The organism is Salmonirosea aquatica (assembly GCF_009296315.1).
In the GTDB taxonomy this organism is placed as follows: domain Bacteria; phylum Bacteroidota; class Bacteroidia; order Cytophagales; family Spirosomataceae; genus Salmonirosea; species Salmonirosea aquatica.
This window is the reverse complement of sequence record NZ_WHLY01000002.1, coordinates 4714640-4730752: the sequence shown is the minus strand read 5'-3', so window position 1 is coordinate 4730752 and position 16113 is coordinate 4714640. Positions and strand designations below refer to the sequence as shown.

Here is a 16113-nt window from a genome sequence, read left to right as displayed (position 1 = left end):
GCCAACTCTTCCGACACAATTGATGGACACAAAGATACTGATTTTGTAAAAAGTCAACGCCGGGTGGAAGCGCGTCCGGTCACTTCGAGCATTTCCTGTACCCTGGGCAACAAAGAGCTATCGGGATAAAGACGAATGAATTCGTTAATAGCCTGTAGGTAGGCATCACGCCCCCGTACTTTACCCACCAGGAAGATCCGAAGCAGCGCGAATTTATCAACCAGAGGGTTCTCCCGGTACTGGGCCAGGGCATTCTCTACCTGTGCCAGAGCCTCCGAATAATTGCCTGCGGTGTATAATTTATAAATACTGTCATAGGTTTTGGCGGCAAAGCCCCCGCCTAAGGTACCCCCTTTATCATCCTGAGCCAGTTGAGCCTGGTTCAGCAGGCGTGCGTAGGATGAATTCGGGAATTCAGCCAACAACTTTTCTTTCCACAGGGGACGATTTTTGTTGTTTTCATCCAGGGAAAGGTATATAAGGTAGTAGATTTCTTCACGGTAGGCGGTCTTGGGGAAATCCTTGAGCAGGCGCGTAAACGTCGTGACGGCCTTTTCAGGCTCTTTTAAATCAAAACGATAAATTTTCCCTAAACGATACAAAGCATCTTCTTCCCGCTTTTCCGAAGTGGAAAAGGCTGCTTCGCTGATAGGAACATTTTTCAACAATCCGTTCCGCCGGGTTACCCAGGCCTCCGAGCCTTTGGCAAGTGTGGTTTCGGCTTTCAGACCTAGGTCGTTTTCCGGCGGTACTACGGCGGCGTTCAAATTCGGATTCTGCGCACTGGCTGTAAAGGAAGCGTTTTCTTTGTTGGCTCGTCGCCAGTTGTCTTCCAGGGGACGATTCCCCCACAAGCGACGGAACTCCACCCGGCCCTGGTTTACCATTACGGGGTCATAGAGCTCCCAACGCCGTTCACTGCCCGAAATAAAGGGTGTTCCGATGTCGCTGGCTGAGGGACGGTTCGAGGCTGCTAAAGCCTCCTGGGCCTTGAGAAGCAATTGGCGTTTTTCCTCCTCCTGCTCCTCTATGATGGCATCCAGCTTACGCTCCAGGGCGGCCGGGTTCATCTGGGCCAGGGCTTGCAGGCTGTCTTCGGTGCGGACAATGGAAATTTGGGTCACAAACTCATCCAGTGCTTTTTTCCGGTCCGAGACAATTCGGTACTGCTCGGCTTGCTGGGGTAGCGTCACCAATGCACTGTCGTAGTAGGCCTGGGCGGTTTCGTAGTCTTCCAGGCGATCGTAGTTGATCCGGGCCAGTTCCAGGTAGGTGTAGGGTATCTGCTCGGGATTGGCACGCGCCACCTGCACGGATTTCTGTAGGAAACCCACTGCCTCAGGATAGCGCCCCCGGCGCTCGGCCAGCAAACCCATGGTGTAGTAAATCCGGTCGCGGAGATCATTGTTTTTACGGTCGCGGAGCATTTTATCAAAACCCACATCCGTCAGATCCACTTTGGGGTCCAGAAGGACGCGGTTTTGCAGGGAATTCATACCCGCATAAAACGACAGATCGTAGGTAGGGCGGTTTCTGGCTACGTCGCGGTAATGGTCGGCGGCCAGGGCATACTGCCCGATCCGGTCGTAGAGTTGCCCGGCCACATAATGCAGACGAGCCTTTTCGGGACTCCTTTTCAATAGTGGGAAGGCCTGCTCGAGGATCGCTACCGCCGTCAGGTATTCGCCCTGCTGCTGATGCACGGCGGCTTTGGCCAGGTAAAAATCACGGGTAGCTTCTTTAGTGAGGGGCTGCTGGCGCAGGTACTCTGCCACATCAAGAGCATTATCGTAGTCCCCTTTTTGTGTATAAGCCCGCATGAGCCAGATCAGCGCCGTGTTTTTATCGTCTTCATCCCGCCCGTTTGCAAAGACATACCGAAGCGCTTCCACGCCATCGTCGTACTGGCCCAAGTATAGGCGGTCTTTGCCAATGAGGGTATAACTATCATCCAACCACTTGCTATTCTGGTGCTTTTCCGCTACGATCGAAGCCTTTTTGATGGCATTTTCCAATTGTGGCCGGACACTGATTCCCAACGTAGAATCCAGCGGCATCAGGATGGGAAGAATCTGGTTGTAATTGTCCTGGTACGCCTTATGCATAGCGCGTTCCGCGAGTTCTGTTTCGAAGCGGGCAATGTAGTATGCATTGTATTTTGCAGTCAGGTTATGAAAGGCCACGCTACCAGGACTGCTGCTATACTGCGAACACCCACTCAACATACCCAACAGGAGGGTCAAGAGGCTACCAAGCAAAAAATATGGGTTGAGTCGGGCTAACACGAACGAGGGCTTTCTTTGTAAGGATGCAGATCGGTTCTGGTGGTAAAACGCCGGAATTCACAAATCCGTATCGAATATAGGGCCATTTCACCAATTAGGCGTAATATTAGGTAGTAATTTCAAGACCACAGCCCCAAAAACCCATGAACGATCCCAAGCCGGAAAACGGGAAAGAAAACAAGCGCAGCACCAATACGTACATGAAATACTCATCGTTGGCATTCCAGATGCTGGGAACGATTGTTGTATTTACTTATGGCGGTTATAAACTGGACGAGTGGCAGCACAACAAGGTACCCGTCTGGACGCTGGTGCTTTCGCTGGTTTCCATCGCCGGATCGCTCTACCTATTTATCAAGTCGGTCACGAAAGAATAGGTACCCCACTGCGCTTTGCCGGAAATTCCGTACTTTTGCCCCCAAAAAACACGTGCATCGGCCATAATTCATGCTTCGGAGTCTGCTCCTTACCCTCCTGCTGGGAATTGTATTTTTTCTAGCCCCTACCCTGGGCTTCGCGGCCTGGGTTCATCCGACAGCGGGCTATATGATCCTTTTTTTTCTGGGTATTTCATTCCTGATCCACCGCCTCATGGAGTACGGTTTCAGGAACAAACGCGACAAATTCGTCGAATTCTACCTTTCTACGGTTGTCATTCGACTTCTTTTGTGCATCGTATTTGTGGGGGTATTCCTGTACCGGGGCATCGAAAATGCACCGGTATTCATAGCCAACTTTTTTGCACTCTATTTATTTTACACAATTTTTGAAATCTATCATTTGTATCGTAACTTGCGCCGCGATTCGTGATACCTCGTACTCAACTCATTTATGTCAACGCCCATTCGCCGCTTTTTATCCTTCGCATTCGTTGCCAGCCTGCTGATTTCCAATCCTTTCCGAACCCTGGCGCAGCACGAAGAAGCCCATAGCCAAGCCGTTCAGAATCTTAACGAAGCCGAGCATGATCTCGAACATCGGTTAGAGGAGAACGAAGAAGAGTTCAATATCGGCGAAATGATCATGCACCACATTGCCGATTCCCATGAATGGGAATTTGCCCACGGCGTAGTGCTACCCTTGCCCGTTATTCTCTATTCTGCTGACCGCGGCGTGGAGGTTTTCATGTCATCCAAATTCCATAATAACAACCACGAATATCAGGGCTACCACCTGGTACACGGCGACCGAGAAGAAATTATTCCTGCTGACGAGTCGCGTACGGTTTATGATTTTTCCATTACCAAGAATGTAGCCTCCATGCTGTTGAGTGCGATCATTCTGGTTCTTATTTTCGGCAGCGTGGCCAAAGCCTACCTCAATCGTAAAGGCAAAGCTCCCCGGGGTTTCCAGGCAGCTATGGAGGTACTGGTGCTTTTCATCCGCGACGAAGTGGTGAAGCCCAATATCGGACCCAACTACGGCAAGTACCTACCCTACATGCTCACGCTGTTTTTCTTTATTCTGGTCAATAACCTGCTGGGCCTGCTGCCCGGCGCGGCCAACGTAACGGGCAACATTGCCATTACGATGACGCTGGCGATCATCACCTTTTTGATCGTCCATTTTAACTCCAACAAGCACTACTGGGCGCACCTTGTAAAGCCGACGGGGGTACCCCTGGCGTTATTACCCATTATGATTCCGGTCGAGATAGTGGGGGTATTCATGAAGCCTTTCTCGCTGATGATCCGGCTTTTCGCCAACATGACGGCCGGCCACATCATTCTGCTGAGCTTGTTCGGGCTGATCTTTATTTTCAAGAGTATTTTCGTAGCGCCCGTCGTGTCGGCCTTCGCGCTGTTCATGAACTTCATCGAAATCATGGTGGCGTTCATTCAGGCGTTCATTTTCACGCTGCTGTCGGCGATGTACATCGGCAGCGCCATTGAAGACAATCACGAAGCCGACCACGGCATGTGATTCCCTTTGCAATCTTTTGTTTCAATTATATATCTAAAACAAGTTCTCTATGTTACTTCAAATTTTGCTTCAAGCTGCTGAACAAAGCGGTGCGGGTCTAGCAGTATTGGGTGCCGGTATCGGTGCTGGTTTGGCGGCCATCGGTGCCGGTCTGGGTATCGGTCGTATCGGTGGCAGCGCCATGGAAGGTATTGCCCGTCAGCCTGAAGCAGCCGGTCGTATCCAAACGGCTATGCTGATCATCGCGGCTCTTATCGAGGCGGTTGCTCTTTTTGCAGCGGTTATCTGTCTGCTGATTTCTTTCAAGCTGTAATTTATTGCAGCCCGAACCAGCGCTTTGCGGCACATAGCGCTTTGCGGCACATTAGGTACCTCAAAGGGGTTCAAAAATCTTCTGCGGGAGCATTAGGCTCTCGCAGATTTTACCCAAAAGATTGAAACAATCCCAGGATATTATTCATAACTCATATTTCATCCTTTAACTCATGTCACTGTTAACTCCCGCCATTGGCCTCATATTCTGGATGCTGGTGGTATTTTTGCTGCTGGTATTCATTCTGCGCAAATTTGCCTGGAAACCCATCATCGACGGCCTAAACGACCGCGAACGCGAAATTCAGAGCGCCCTCGACCTGGCTGAAGAAACCCGGGCTGAAATGGCCAAAATGAAGTCGGACAACGAGAAATTGATCGCCGAGGCCAACGCTGCCCGCGACAAAATCATCCGTGACGCCAAGGAGGCGTCGGAGCGGATGATTCTGGAAGCCAAAGATAAAGCCATTGCCGAAGGCCAACGCATGATCGAAAGCGCCCGTGAAACCATTCATAACGAGCAGCATGCCGCGATCGCCAAAATGAAGGAAGAAGTAGCCACGCTGTCCCTGAAAATTGCCGAAAAGGTACTGCACCGGGAGTTGAGCGATCGTTCGTCGCAGGAAAAACTGATCGCCGACCTGGCTTCCTCTGCCCGTTTGAATTAATCAAGTTTATGTTTCGAGTTGAATCTGCCTGGTTTTCATTTGCTAAGCGGAGCCACTCTCAGCAGTTAACTCTCAACTTTCAACTAACAAAATGTCAGTAGGAACCGTAGCTTCCCGATATGCCAAGTCACTCATCGAGTTGGCCGAGCAAAAAAAAGTGGTGGAAGAGGTCTATCAGGATATGCTTTTGTTCAACAGCATTGCTTCGGCCAATCGTGGATTGATGCTGGCGCTGAAAAGTCCGGTAGTGCGCCACGAGAAGAAACTGGCTATCTTGAAAGCCATATTTAAGGATAAAGTCAACCCGGTTTCGTATTCGATTTTCGAGATCATTACGCGCAAGAACCGGGAGTCTATTCTGGACTCTATCGCGGCGGAGTTCATCACGCAGTACAATACGTATAAAGGAATTCAAAAAGCCGTAGTGACGACGAGCGTCCCATTAAATCCGACCTTGCGGGCAAAATTCAACGCAATCGTGGCCGACGCCACGGGCCGTACCGTAGAACTGGAAGAAAAAGTGGACGAGAAACTGATCGGTGGGTATGTCCTGCGGGTAGGTGATCGTCAGATCGACGCCTCTCTGAAAAGTCGTCTGAACGAATTGAAGCTGGAACTGCTGGATTAAGATTTTACTTTTTATCTGTATATTTTGGGAAGACTTCGCTGCTTTGCGGCGAAGTCTTTTTATTTTAGGTGGGAGGTACCTACAGCCCTAGAAAATGAATATCAATATTCTCGAAGAAACGCGTAAAGTGGACATTGTGCAGGTAGTACAGGATTTGGGGTTAAAAATCCAGGAACACCGAAAAATCCTTTGCCCTTTCCACGAAGAGAAAACTCCGTCGCTTTACCTTTATCCTAACTCCAACACCTACCACTGTTTTGGCTGCGGTCGTCACGGCGACGTCATTCATTTTTACGCGGGCTTTACCAAACTGGAATACAAGCAAGCCATGCATGAGCTGGCGTTTCATTACGTGCCGGGGTACCTTCGTAAGGGAGCCGCTCCACCTGCCCACACTACCTCACCTCGTCCCGAAATCCCTGCCGACCAGCTGCCCGATACGAAAGAATACGAGTACCAACCTCTGCACACCGAAATTTTCGAAGCCTTTAAAGAATACTGCGAGTCGCTGGATGATACTGAAATCTCCGTGCAGGGAATGAGGTACCTTCAGGAGCGGGGTTTCGCGGACTATACTTTACGTACCTTTGGTATTTTTATGGTCAAGGATTACCACGCCGCCAACTATTTCCTGCGCTCGCGCTATGCGACTGCCGACCTGCGGGCCTGCGGCCTATATAACGAAAAGGATAACCTGGTTTTCTACAAACATTCCATCATTATCCCGTATTACCAAAAAGAGCGGATCATATTCCTTCAGGGTCGGATCATCGGTTCACCCGTCAACCGCACACCGCGCTATCAATTTCTAAGTGGGGTACCTATCCCACTGTTCAACAGCGATTTGCTCCCTAAGGTACGTACCGGAAAAGTGGTGTACCTTACCGAAGGCGCCTTTGATTGTATGACGCTGGTGCAACAGGGACTGCCCGCCGTGAGCCTGGGCAGCGTGACGCTATTCAAAAAAGAATGGGCCAAATTGTTCCGCCGATTTGAACTATGCTTTTGGTTCGATAATGATGCCGCCGGACAAAATGCCGCCAAAGCCTACCGTACGATTTTCGAAGAAGCGGGCCTCAGTACCCACGCACGCAGCGTGAAGGAAGGGTTTAAGGATGTGAATGAGTACTTTACCAAGCGTGACAACGATTAACTGTGGTACGGTCGGACCCGCGCACGGTCCTCTTGCCCATTGACTGAATCACAATTCTCAGCCGACCCTATGCCCACATTTCATTCAGTATTGCCACTTTGCGGATTCGGGTAGCGGTTGCCAGTCGTCGTGGGGTTCGTAGTGATTCCAGATCAGACGGGACACTTTGCGTAAAAGCATGTACCCTTCATTATCGGGTTGCCAGCGTTCGTCAGTTTGGTTTTTAGTGGTGATACAAAAAACGTACTCCCCGTGCGGGGCATGCACCAGAACCACTTCCGACTTTGCTTGGTCTACGGCTCCATTTTTGGCGATTACCTGAATCGTGGGCGGAATCTGTGATAGCGCATAGCCATCCCAGAACTGTCTTCCCAACAAGCGGTACATCCGTTCACTGGCGGCAGGACTCACCGCCTTTCCTGCCCGAATCATGACCACCAGTTCTGCCATTTCGCGGGGGGTAGTCTGTCCCCAGCCGTAGGTTTTCTGCGCTTCCTGTCGTCCGGGAGTACGCGAGTTGACGCGGGTTTTCTGGAAACCTTGCTTTTCCATCCACTGGTTTATGGAGGTACCCCCACCTGCTAAGGCCTGCATCCACAGACTACCCGTATTGTCCGAGAGGGTTTCCATCAGCATCAGTACATAGCTCAGCGGAATTTGGGCGCTGTCGCGCAGCGATCCAACCACGCCATCGTCGTAGTGCAGCGAATCGCGGTAGGTCAATACCTGGTCATACCGGAGTTCCCCTTTCTCGAGCTTATCAAATACTCCGCACAGAATGGGTACCTTGATCATACTGGCCGTTGGAAACAGCGTATCGGCGTTGATCTCGACGGTACGATTGGTGCGCAGGTTCCGGATATATACTCCAACCTCTCCATTAAAACCTTTGACGGCTTCCGCTACCTGTCGGGTCAGCGCTTTATCGGAATGGGTAGGCTGGTTCAGCAACGGTTGGGCCAGGAGAGAACTTGTCCATAAGAGGCTGTTTATCAAAACCAAATGAAAGAATTTCATAAGACCGGAGGAGCGTTGTTAAAAGATTAATTTGCTGAAGGTGAGGTTAAAAACAGATTTTTCCGCTTTTACTTAAAAGAAGCGATCATTCGTATGAAATCATACTTCGAGATGAACGCTTTTCCAATCAACCTATTTTTACCCAAATTTTCAAAATCAATTGTATGAAAAGAGTCCTGATTCTTTTTCTTATCGGTCTAAATACACTGGCTTTTGCCCAAAAGCCGCCGCTTCAGCGCTGGACTAAGGCTCAGGCCGACGCCTGGTACGCTAAGCAGCCGTGGTTATTCGGTTCCAATTACAACCCGGCCAGCGCGATCAATCAACTGGAAATGTTCCAGGCTGAGACTTTCAACCCCCAAGAGATCGACAAAGAACTTGGCTGGGCGGAGGAACTGGGAGCCAACACCGCCCGCGTGTACCTGCATGATCTGCTGTGGCAGGACTCTACGGGCTTCAAGAAGCGCCTGGACCAATTTCTGGGCATCTGCGCCAAGCACAAAATAAAACCTATTCTTGTCCTCTTCGACTCCTGCTGGGATCCATTTCCTAAGCTAGGCAAGCAGCACGAACCCACCCCGGGCGTCCATAATTCGGGCTGGCTGCAAAGTCCTGGAGCGCTGGCCCTCACTGATGTATCGGAGTATCCCCGCCTGAAAGCCTACGTGCAGGGCGTGGTGGGGGCGTTTGCCAAAGACCCGCGCATTCTGCTGTGGGATGTCTGGAACGAACCCGATAACACCAATGACAGCAGCTACGGCCGCAATAATCTGAAGCAGGAGCCCGAGCGGAAACGCGAAATCATTACCCATCTGCTACCCGACGTATTCCAGTGGGCCCGGGCGGTGAAGCCTACGCAACCGCTCTCGTCGGGTACCTGGATTTTCAATAAGGACCGGGATGTGAGTAAACCGGAGAATTGGAGTGCCATGGAAAAAGTACAGTACGAAAACTCCGACGTGCTTACATTCCACCACTATGCCGATGTGGAATCATTTGAACAGGTGATCAAGCAGTTAAAGACCCAGGAGCGTCCGATGATTTGCACCGAGTTTATGGCCAGAGGCAATGGCAGCAAGTTTCAAACGCACCTGCCGGTGGCAAAGAAATACAAGGTCGGGATGGTGAACTGGGGATTTGTGGCCGGAAAAACCCAAACCTACCTACCCTGGGATAGCTGGCAAAACCCTTATGTGGATGGTCGCGAACCAAAGATCTGGTTTCACGAAATTCTTAAGCCCGATGGTACCCCCATCGACCCCGCCGAAACGTCCGCGATTAAAAAGGCAACGGGAAAATAGACGTTTGAGGTAATAGTGGAGGTTGTCAGGGGTTAAGGGTAAAAAGGTCAAGAATTTTATTACGAAGTCTTTTTAGAAAAATTGACTTCTTTAACCTTTTCACCGTTAACCCCTGACCCTATATCTCCCGCTCGAAATAAAGTACCCCTTCGTGGGGATTATGATTGTAGGGGGCGGTTTCCCGGAAACCGTAGGATTCGTATAGCTTCACCGCCCACGGCATCTTATACCCAATCGTATCGAGTTTCATGGTCGTGTAACCCAGGCTTCGGGCACAGGAGATGGATTTTTCCATTACGGCCTTCCCTATGCCCAACCCCCGGTAGGCTGGATGTAGGAACATGCGCTTCAATTCGCAGGTCGTGTCGTTCTCGATCCGACGCAGCGCCGCGCAGCCCACAAATTCCGTTTCGGATTGAACCAGAAAAAGCCGCCCGGTAGGCGGCCCGTACATGACTGGTAGGATCGTGAGTTCATGATCTACGTTCTGGAAGCCGAGATCGAAATCCAGTGAAGCAATATATTCGTTAAAAAGTCCGACGGCAGCCTTGTATTCTTCCGCGGTTGCCGCTTCGATGATTTCCCACTTCATGGCTGCCTACCGGATCCAACTGAATTCGTACTCCAGCTCAGGTACCTTCGTGCGCTCCGCGATCCGACGGAGCCGGGCGGGTAGGGCCACCAGATAATCCCTCGCCTTCTCAGCCTTTTCGTTCAGGTCACGGATGTGCTCGATTTTCCAATCGGCCAGCAGAGAGTCCAGGATATCGATGTAGTCGTTGGTGGTATATACGCCCAGCCGCTGAGCGGCGTCAGAAAAATGTGAGAAGGTCTGGCCCATTTTGACGCCTGTCTCGCGCAGAAAGTGGGCCGGCATTACGATCTTCTTTTTCATCATATCCTCAAAGGCCAGCATCATTTCCGAAGGATCTACCTCGAAAATCCGGGTCACGAATTCTTTGTAGGCCTTGGCATGACGCATTTCGTCGGAGGCGATCACGCCACAGATTTTGGAAAGATGCGGATTGCCAAACTGTTTGGACAGGGTAGCCGTGCGGCGGTGCGACACATTGGTAGCCAGTTCCTGGAACGAGGTATAGACGAAATTCCGGTAGGGGTCGCGGCCCGTGCCGATGTCGAAGCCATCGGCGATCAGGTACTGGGTCGAAACTTCCATGGCCCGCATATTCACGCGGCCCGAGAGGTAGAGGTACTTATTGAGCAGGTCGCCGTGACGGTTTTCTTCGGCCGTCCACATACGTACCCATTGCGCCCAGCCATGGGGTTCATGCACCTGATCGATTCCCACCACATCCATCAGCCAGGATTCGTAGGTAGGCAGAGCCTCTTCGGTGATGGTATCACCAATCAAGACCGCTACGTAGTCGTAGGGTAGTTCGCGGCAGCTCTCCTGCAGGAGCTTGACGTCACGGACGAACGATTCCTGTCCGGAGTCAGGCAGGAAGTCCGAGGGCTGCCAGTTACTATCAATCGGTTTGAGGTATTCACCGAGCAGGGAGTCCAGTTTCTGGCCGACGAACTGCATGACTTCAATGCGCGGGGCGCTAAGTTCGGTTTGCATGATGATTCAATTGGTGGTACTTGCCACAAAGGTCGGGATAAAGAATTAAGATACGTAATAATTGCTGAATTTCGCAATCTACTGCCATTTGCCGTAATTTTGCCGAAAAAAGTATCTGTGAAAAAAATTATCGACTATATCCTGAGCGGCGTCTACCTGCTGTATTTCGGACTGGTATTGCTCATTTTCCACGCAATTCAGGTAATAGCCTACAACGTGTTCGGCAAAGAGGCGCACAAGAAAACAGTGGTGTGGTTCAATTTTTTTTTGGTATACGGCTGGTACCTTACCGGCAGCCACGTACACTTCGAAAACCGTGCCGCGTTGCCTTCTGACCGCCCGTTAATTTTTGTAGCCAACCACCAGAGCATGTTCGACATACCTGGGTTGATCTGGTTTCTGCGCAGGCACTATCCTCTGTTCGTTTCGAAGATTGAACTGGCCCACGGCATTCCCGCCATATCGTATAACCTACGGGTAGGAGGTGCCGCCCTTATCAACCGCAAAGACGGCAAACAGGCCGTGGTGGAAATTGCCAAATTGGGTAAGCGCATCCACGAAGCCAAAGGTTCGGCCGCCATTTTCCCGGAAGGTACCCGCTCTTCCTCGGGTACCATGAAGCCTTTTGCCGCCGGAGGGTTGATGGCGCTGCTCAAAAAAGCCCCGGATGCCCTGATTGTCCCCGTGGCTATTCAGGGAACGGGCGCCTTCAATCCCAAAGGACTCTTTCCCCTCACTTCGTTCACGAGAATGTCCTGGACGGTGCTACCCGGTATCGAGCCCGCTGGCCAAACGCCCGACGCATTAGCCCAGACGACGCGGACGGCAATACTCCATGAGTTGACAGTTGACAGTTGACAGTTGACAGTTGACAGTTGACAGTTAGGGGAAATAAGGCTCAACTGATTCCCTACCCTCTGATCTGAAAAAACTTTGCGCGCCACGGGGTACCCTGCTTTGCCTCTTAAGTACCTCTTTGCTACCACCGGACCCTTGTTAACATTCATTAACAAATGCGGTTTTAAACTACATCCCCACCCGGTTCTCTAACCCTCGTAACCCAAAAAAATATAGAGAGCCATGAAAAAATCACTGATTGCCGCCGCCTTCGTTTTTCTTCTTTCCGCCGGTTCATTTGCCCAGGGATATGGCAAATACGATACGGGTCGCCGGGATTATCCCAACTCAAACCGAAATGAGGCCCGCCTTCCGGCCAACGATCGTCAGGAAGCCCAGATGCTCAATGATCTGCAGCGTGAAGCCCGCACCCGGATTGCCGATGGAATTGCCAGGGGTACCCTGACTTCCCGTGAAGCCATCCGACTGCTGAATGAGTATGATCGCATCGATGCCAAAGAGCGGCGTTACCTAGCCAACCGAGATCTGACCCGCCGCGAAACCCGTGAACTCAGCAACGATCTGCAGAATCTGATCAAAGGGATTCGGTACGAGAGTATTGATTCGCAACGCGAACGGGATCGCCTCGCCCAACGGAGATATTAAAGACCATAGTTAGTTGAAGGTTTAGGGTAGTTGGAAAGGGTACTTCATTTTGAGGTATCCTTTTTTGTGTAGGTACCATCCTCGGCACTTACCATCCAGGGTACCCTGCTGCTATATCCCCACCTTTCCGATCGAAATCAGGTACCTCATTTCCTAACCAGCTTCACATGCGATTTGATAAAGCCTTCCCGTTCATAAAACCGATGGGTATCCCTCCGGATTTGATTGGAGGTCACTTCAAGCTGGTCGGCTCCCCGCTGATGGGAAAACGTTTTGACCGCCTCAACCAAGCGCTGTCCGATGCCTTGGGAGCGAAGTTCGGGCTTTACGTACATTTCCTGGATTTCCCCCACGGGCGCGGCATGATGCAGCAATAGCTGTACATGGCAACTGGCCATGCCCACAGACTGTCGATCCAGCTCAGCGATGAAGTAACTCACGTTTTGGTTTTCCAGATTTTTCAGGAAAATCTTTACAAAATGTTCTTTGTCAAGCATTTCGTTTTCCAGATCGCACAGCATGGTATACAGGACTTCGACATCGGCCGGGCAGGCGGGGCGAATCAGGATTTCTTCCATGTCAGTAAGCTTGTAATTCGTCCGACTCATGCACAAAAACACCCGATTGCTCCTGGCTGGCAAAGGCAAGCATGGCTTTGGCTACCTTCGCCGAATCAATGGCCCGGTACTTCTTAAGCGAACCTACCATGACGGGATTAAATAACCGCATCACGGTTTCCCCTATTTTTTCGCCGGTCCTTTGTTCCCCGCGATTCCCCAGCAACAGGGAAGGCCGGAAAATATGCAGGCTGGCGAAACCCACCGCCCTCAGAGATTGCTCCACTTCTCCCTTCACACGATTATAAAAAAATATCGACTTTGGATTAGCTCCCATCGAACTCACGATCAGGTACTGCGCAGCACCGTTCTGTCGCGCGAAACGGGCCGTCTGTAGCGGATATTCATAATCGACGGCGTAGAAAGCTTCTTTTGATCCGGCCTGCTTCATGGTGGTACCCAGGCAACAGTACACGTCATCACTTACTACTTGCGAAGCATCCGGCTGGGCAAAGTTGTACAGTACCTCCACGAGTTTGGGGTTGGGTATGCGCAGCGACTTGCGCACCAACACCCGTACCTCCTGATAGCGGTCAGAGTTTAGGAGCTCACCGACTAGCTGTTTTCCTATAAGTCCGGTCGCGCCAATGACGAGTGCAGTTTTGGAAGGGGTACCTGAGGCCATACACACGATCTTTTTACCAATATTACAAGAATTTTGGTTTAGGCGTGGGAATCATACCATGATTTAGTAAGGATAGACATAACAGCGCGGCTGAACCTACCTGGCCCAGCCGTGCGGGTTAATCGTGTGGATAGGTGTGGATATTATTAAGACTGAAATTGATTTAAAGCTTATTGTTAGCTCACTGATTATTTCCCACTAATGAACCTGTGTAAATATCCTTGCTTTTCTCAGGTACAGCCAGTCTGTACTTGCTGACTTTCTCGGCTATGCGGTCGTTGTCAAACCACACGCGCCCCGAGTTAACGGGTATTAGTTCTGCATTCGGACCATCGCTTTCACTCTTTTCGACGATGTAAAAAGTATGCTGAAAATCAGCAATTCCATTGGGCGTGATTTCACCCGAAAATACATCTAGACTAGTGTAATTAACCCCGCTGACCGTTCCTTGGACTTCTGCAAAAACGGTGAACTTGTTGCCATTTCCCGACACGAAGGAACCTAATCCGCCGCCCGCGTCCACGTCCCCGTCACGCTTGTAGTTCACCTGAACTTTCTTTTTGTCGTCACTCTGTCCGGTAAACCGATACAGATAGCCCGTGATGATTTTGCCTTTTTCATAAGAGTCTTCCGGAGCGTAAGGGCTGAGGAGCTCGTAGGGGGACGCTAGGTACACCCCCTCTATGGTGGGCGGTTTTTGCCCCTCGTTGATAGTCATTCCCCGAGCACGCAAGTCATCGACGACGTTTTGAGGAACAATCTTCTGGATTTCAGGAGCAAAACCTACATCGAGATTTTTTTTCTTACATCCGCTCATCAATAAGACGGAAAACGCAAAGACAGCGAAAGTAATCAGGTTCTTTTTCATTGGAGAATTAGGTTTTTTAGAAGTAGGTGAAAAGTTGTCAATCAATTACAATCGCCCGAATAGTTGTATACATAAACACGGAGAGAGGGTTTTACGTCCGGTATGAAAACAGTATAGGTCCGTCCGGTCAATCGTTCCCCTTTATAGGTGTAGATAATGCGGTCCGTTCTAGTGGTGAGTACTCCCTTCGTATCGTACTGGTTGGAGGACTCCTCCGTCACATTGTTCGCCGATTTTCCCCCAGACAGGAGAAAAAAGAAGTTTCCCTCGCGAACCTGTTCGGGAAGCCAACCCTTTAAAGGGAAAAAGGCCATGCCGACATTAGGTTTGCTGTCGTATTTGGACTCGAACCATGCGGTTCGTTTCCCGTTCGTGAAGATTTCGGTTTTTGTCAAATTTCCCAATGCATCGTAAGCGTAGGTTTGTACCGTTCCTTTTCCATCATCCCTTCGAGTGAGCAGGCCGTCGCTCACCGTATACACGCCAGCGGGCTTCCCGCCCGAGGTGGAAACGATTGACTTTAAGACGCCCTGTTCGTAAGTCCACTCTACTCGGTTTTCAGCCGATGTTTCTACCTTTTTGGCTAATTTTCCCTGGCCATCGTAGTCGTAGGTTCTGGTAACTTTGTTAAAATAGCTGCTCGTGCGCTCTAATCTGCTCAGCCTCCCCCCGGCGTAAGCGTAGGACTCGTTAGTGAAGGAATCCCCCACTTTTGAATAGTACCCTTCGAGCTGCCCCTCCGCGTCGTAGGTGAATTTGCTGGTGTAGCTCGACGGATTGTTCAACACCGTGATCCGGCCTTTGCTATCGTATTCTAGGGTTTGATAATCCCTCCCCCCCTCTGTCACGGACGTTAGCAAACAGGGCTTTTTAGTCTGTATCTGGGTGACTGGACCGTAAGTAGTTCCCTGGCTAGTGATGGCGTAGGCGCGCACATAGTAGGCCGTGCCGGGTTCGAGCGTCTTCAACTCGCTGCTGAACGTATACGGGAAAACCGTATTGACGGGCAGAAGCCCCAGTTCTGATTTGCCTTCGGTGACTGAATCGAAGCCTTCCAGGGTCGGCTGCGCCCGGTTGAGACTCCAGATATGACCATGCTGAATGATGCTGTTGCTCCCCTCCTTTTCAATGGTGGAAGCCGCCTTTGCCGACGAAATGGTCACGTCCGAAGCAACATTGGCCGTGCCACCCACTCCGCCTGTACCCGTAAAAGCGGCAGGAACATGCTGCACTGTGAAGTCGGTGGCAGTCGTAGCTAACTTTCCTCCCACTTCTACTGTGATTTTGCCCGTAGCAATGTCCTTAGGCACACGCGTTACCAGTCGCTTGGCGGTAGCCGAATCCAGCGGAGCCTCCGTGTTCCCGAACCTCACTTTATTATTGGAAAGGATAGTCGAAAACCCCGTACCCACGATAACCACCCTCATGCCCGCGCTACCGGAAGTGGGGCTAAACGAAGTGATGGTTGGGGCAGGATTGCTTGTCCCGGAACCTGCGGGTGAAGGCTCCTTGTTTTTCTTGCAATTAATCAGTGATAACACCAGTAAGACTAGTAAGCTAACCGAATGGAGAGATATTTTTTTCATAAATAGGGTGTAAAACCTCGCTTAGTTCATTCTAATAATGATTTT

18 protein-coding genes are annotated in these 16113 nt (G+C 50.7%); 10 read left to right on the top strand and 8 right to left on the bottom strand.

Annotation, left to right across the window (positions count from 1 at the left end):
* Positions 1-53 precede the first annotated feature (53 nt).
* A complete protein-coding gene (gene porW / locus GBK04_RS20605) occupies positions 54-2258 on the bottom strand; it encodes a type IX secretion system periplasmic lipoprotein PorW/SprE (protein ID WP_373331170.1) in 2205 nt (734 codons plus the stop codon).
* 170 nt (positions 2259-2428) lie between these two features.
* Between porW and GBK04_RS20600 the strand changes: the two genes are divergently transcribed.
* From GBK04_RS20600 to GBK04_RS20570, 7 genes are all read left to right on the top strand, one after another.
* Positions 2429-2662, top strand: coding sequence for an AtpZ/AtpI family protein (locus tag GBK04_RS20600; protein ID WP_152762957.1), 234 nt, complete (start codon positions 2429-2431; stop codon positions 2660-2662).
* A gap of 70 nt (positions 2663-2732) precedes the next feature.
* The gene (locus GBK04_RS20595) at positions 2733-3095 is read left to right on the top strand and encodes a hypothetical protein (protein WP_152762955.1); all 363 of its coding nucleotides are present in this window, start codon (positions 2733-2735) and stop codon (positions 3093-3095) included.
* A gap of 21 nt (positions 3096-3116) precedes the next feature.
* Positions 3117-4208 carry a F0F1 ATP synthase subunit A gene (gene atpB, locus GBK04_RS20590; RefSeq protein ID WP_152762953.1) on the top strand — a complete coding sequence of 364 codons (1092 nt, stop codon included), beginning with the start codon at positions 3117-3119 and terminating at the stop codon, positions 4206-4208.
* Between the two features lie 49 nt (positions 4209-4257).
* Positions 4258-4521, top strand: coding sequence for an ATP synthase F0 subunit C (gene atpE, locus GBK04_RS20585; protein ID WP_152762951.1), 264 nt, complete (start codon positions 4258-4260; stop codon positions 4519-4521).
* A gap of 172 nt (positions 4522-4693) precedes the next feature.
* The gene (gene atpF, locus GBK04_RS20580; RefSeq protein WP_373331169.1) at positions 4694-5188 is read left to right on the top strand and encodes a F0F1 ATP synthase subunit B; all 495 of its coding nucleotides are present in this window, start codon (positions 4694-4696) and stop codon (positions 5186-5188) included.
* Positions 5189-5279: 91 nt separating this feature from the next.
* Entirely contained in the window at positions 5280-5816 is a 537-nt protein-coding gene (gene atpH / locus GBK04_RS20575) for an ATP synthase F1 subunit delta (protein ID WP_152762949.1), read from the top strand.
* Between the two features lie 94 nt (positions 5817-5910).
* A complete protein-coding gene (locus GBK04_RS20570) occupies positions 5911-6969 on the top strand; it encodes a CHC2 zinc finger domain-containing protein (RefSeq protein ID WP_152762947.1) in 1059 nt (352 codons plus the stop codon).
* Between the two features lie 84 nt (positions 6970-7053).
* On the opposite strand, the gene GBK04_RS20565 is transcribed toward GBK04_RS20570, so the two are convergent.
* Positions 7054-7986, bottom strand: coding sequence for a serine hydrolase (locus GBK04_RS20565; protein ID WP_152762945.1), 933 nt, complete (start codon positions 7984-7986; stop codon positions 7054-7056).
* Positions 7987-8150: 164 nt separating this feature from the next.
* On the opposite strand from GBK04_RS20565, the gene GBK04_RS20560 reads away from it, so the two are divergent.
* Positions 8151-9287 (top strand): cellulase family glycosylhydrolase, encoded by a 1137-nt coding sequence (locus GBK04_RS20560; protein ID WP_152762943.1) that lies wholly within the window; start codon positions 8151-8153, stop codon positions 9285-9287.
* A 118-nt stretch (positions 9288-9405) separates the two neighbouring features.
* Here GBK04_RS20560 and GBK04_RS20555 read toward each other — a convergent pair whose 3' ends face one another.
* Complete coding sequence (locus GBK04_RS20555) at positions 9406-9879, bottom strand: GNAT family N-acetyltransferase (protein WP_152762941.1); 474 nt, start codon at positions 9877-9879, stop codon at positions 9406-9408.
* 6 nt (positions 9880-9885) lie between these two features.
* On the bottom strand, positions 9886-10869 hold the full coding sequence (locus tag GBK04_RS20550) for an acyl-ACP desaturase (RefSeq protein WP_152762939.1): 984 nt from the start codon (positions 10867-10869) through the stop codon (positions 9886-9888).
* Between the two features lie 117 nt (positions 10870-10986).
* Here GBK04_RS20550 and GBK04_RS20545 point away from each other — a divergent pair, with 117 nt between their 5' ends.
* Both GBK04_RS20545 and GBK04_RS20540 read left to right on the top strand, forming a co-directional pair.
* Complete coding sequence (locus GBK04_RS20545) at positions 10987-11727, top strand: lysophospholipid acyltransferase family protein (RefSeq protein WP_373331168.1); 741 nt, start codon at positions 10987-10989, stop codon at positions 11725-11727.
* A 222-nt stretch (positions 11728-11949) separates the two neighbouring features.
* Positions 11950-12372: a hypothetical protein gene (locus GBK04_RS20540; protein ID WP_152762935.1), complete on the top strand. Its 423-nt coding sequence runs from the start codon at positions 11950-11952 to the stop codon at positions 12370-12372.
* A 146-nt stretch (positions 12373-12518) separates the two neighbouring features.
* On the opposite strand, the gene GBK04_RS20535 is transcribed toward GBK04_RS20540, so the two are convergent.
* From GBK04_RS20535 to GBK04_RS20520, 4 genes are all read right to left on the bottom strand, one after another.
* Entirely contained in the window at positions 12519-12950 is a 432-nt protein-coding gene (locus GBK04_RS20535) for a GNAT family N-acetyltransferase (RefSeq protein ID WP_152762933.1), read from the bottom strand.
* 1 nt (position 12951) lies between these two features.
* Positions 12952-13614, bottom strand: a complete 663-nt coding sequence (locus GBK04_RS20530) for an oxidoreductase (protein WP_152762931.1) — start codon at positions 13612-13614, stop codon at positions 12952-12954.
* A 181-nt stretch (positions 13615-13795) separates the two neighbouring features.
* Positions 13796-14482, bottom strand: coding sequence for a hypothetical protein (locus tag GBK04_RS20525; RefSeq protein ID WP_152762929.1), 687 nt, complete (start codon positions 14480-14482; stop codon positions 13796-13798).
* A gap of 41 nt (positions 14483-14523) precedes the next feature.
* Positions 14524-16068 (bottom strand): IPT/TIG domain-containing protein, encoded by a 1545-nt coding sequence (locus GBK04_RS20520; RefSeq protein ID WP_152762927.1) that lies wholly within the window; start codon positions 16066-16068, stop codon positions 14524-14526.
* Positions 16069-16113 lie beyond the last annotated feature (45 nt).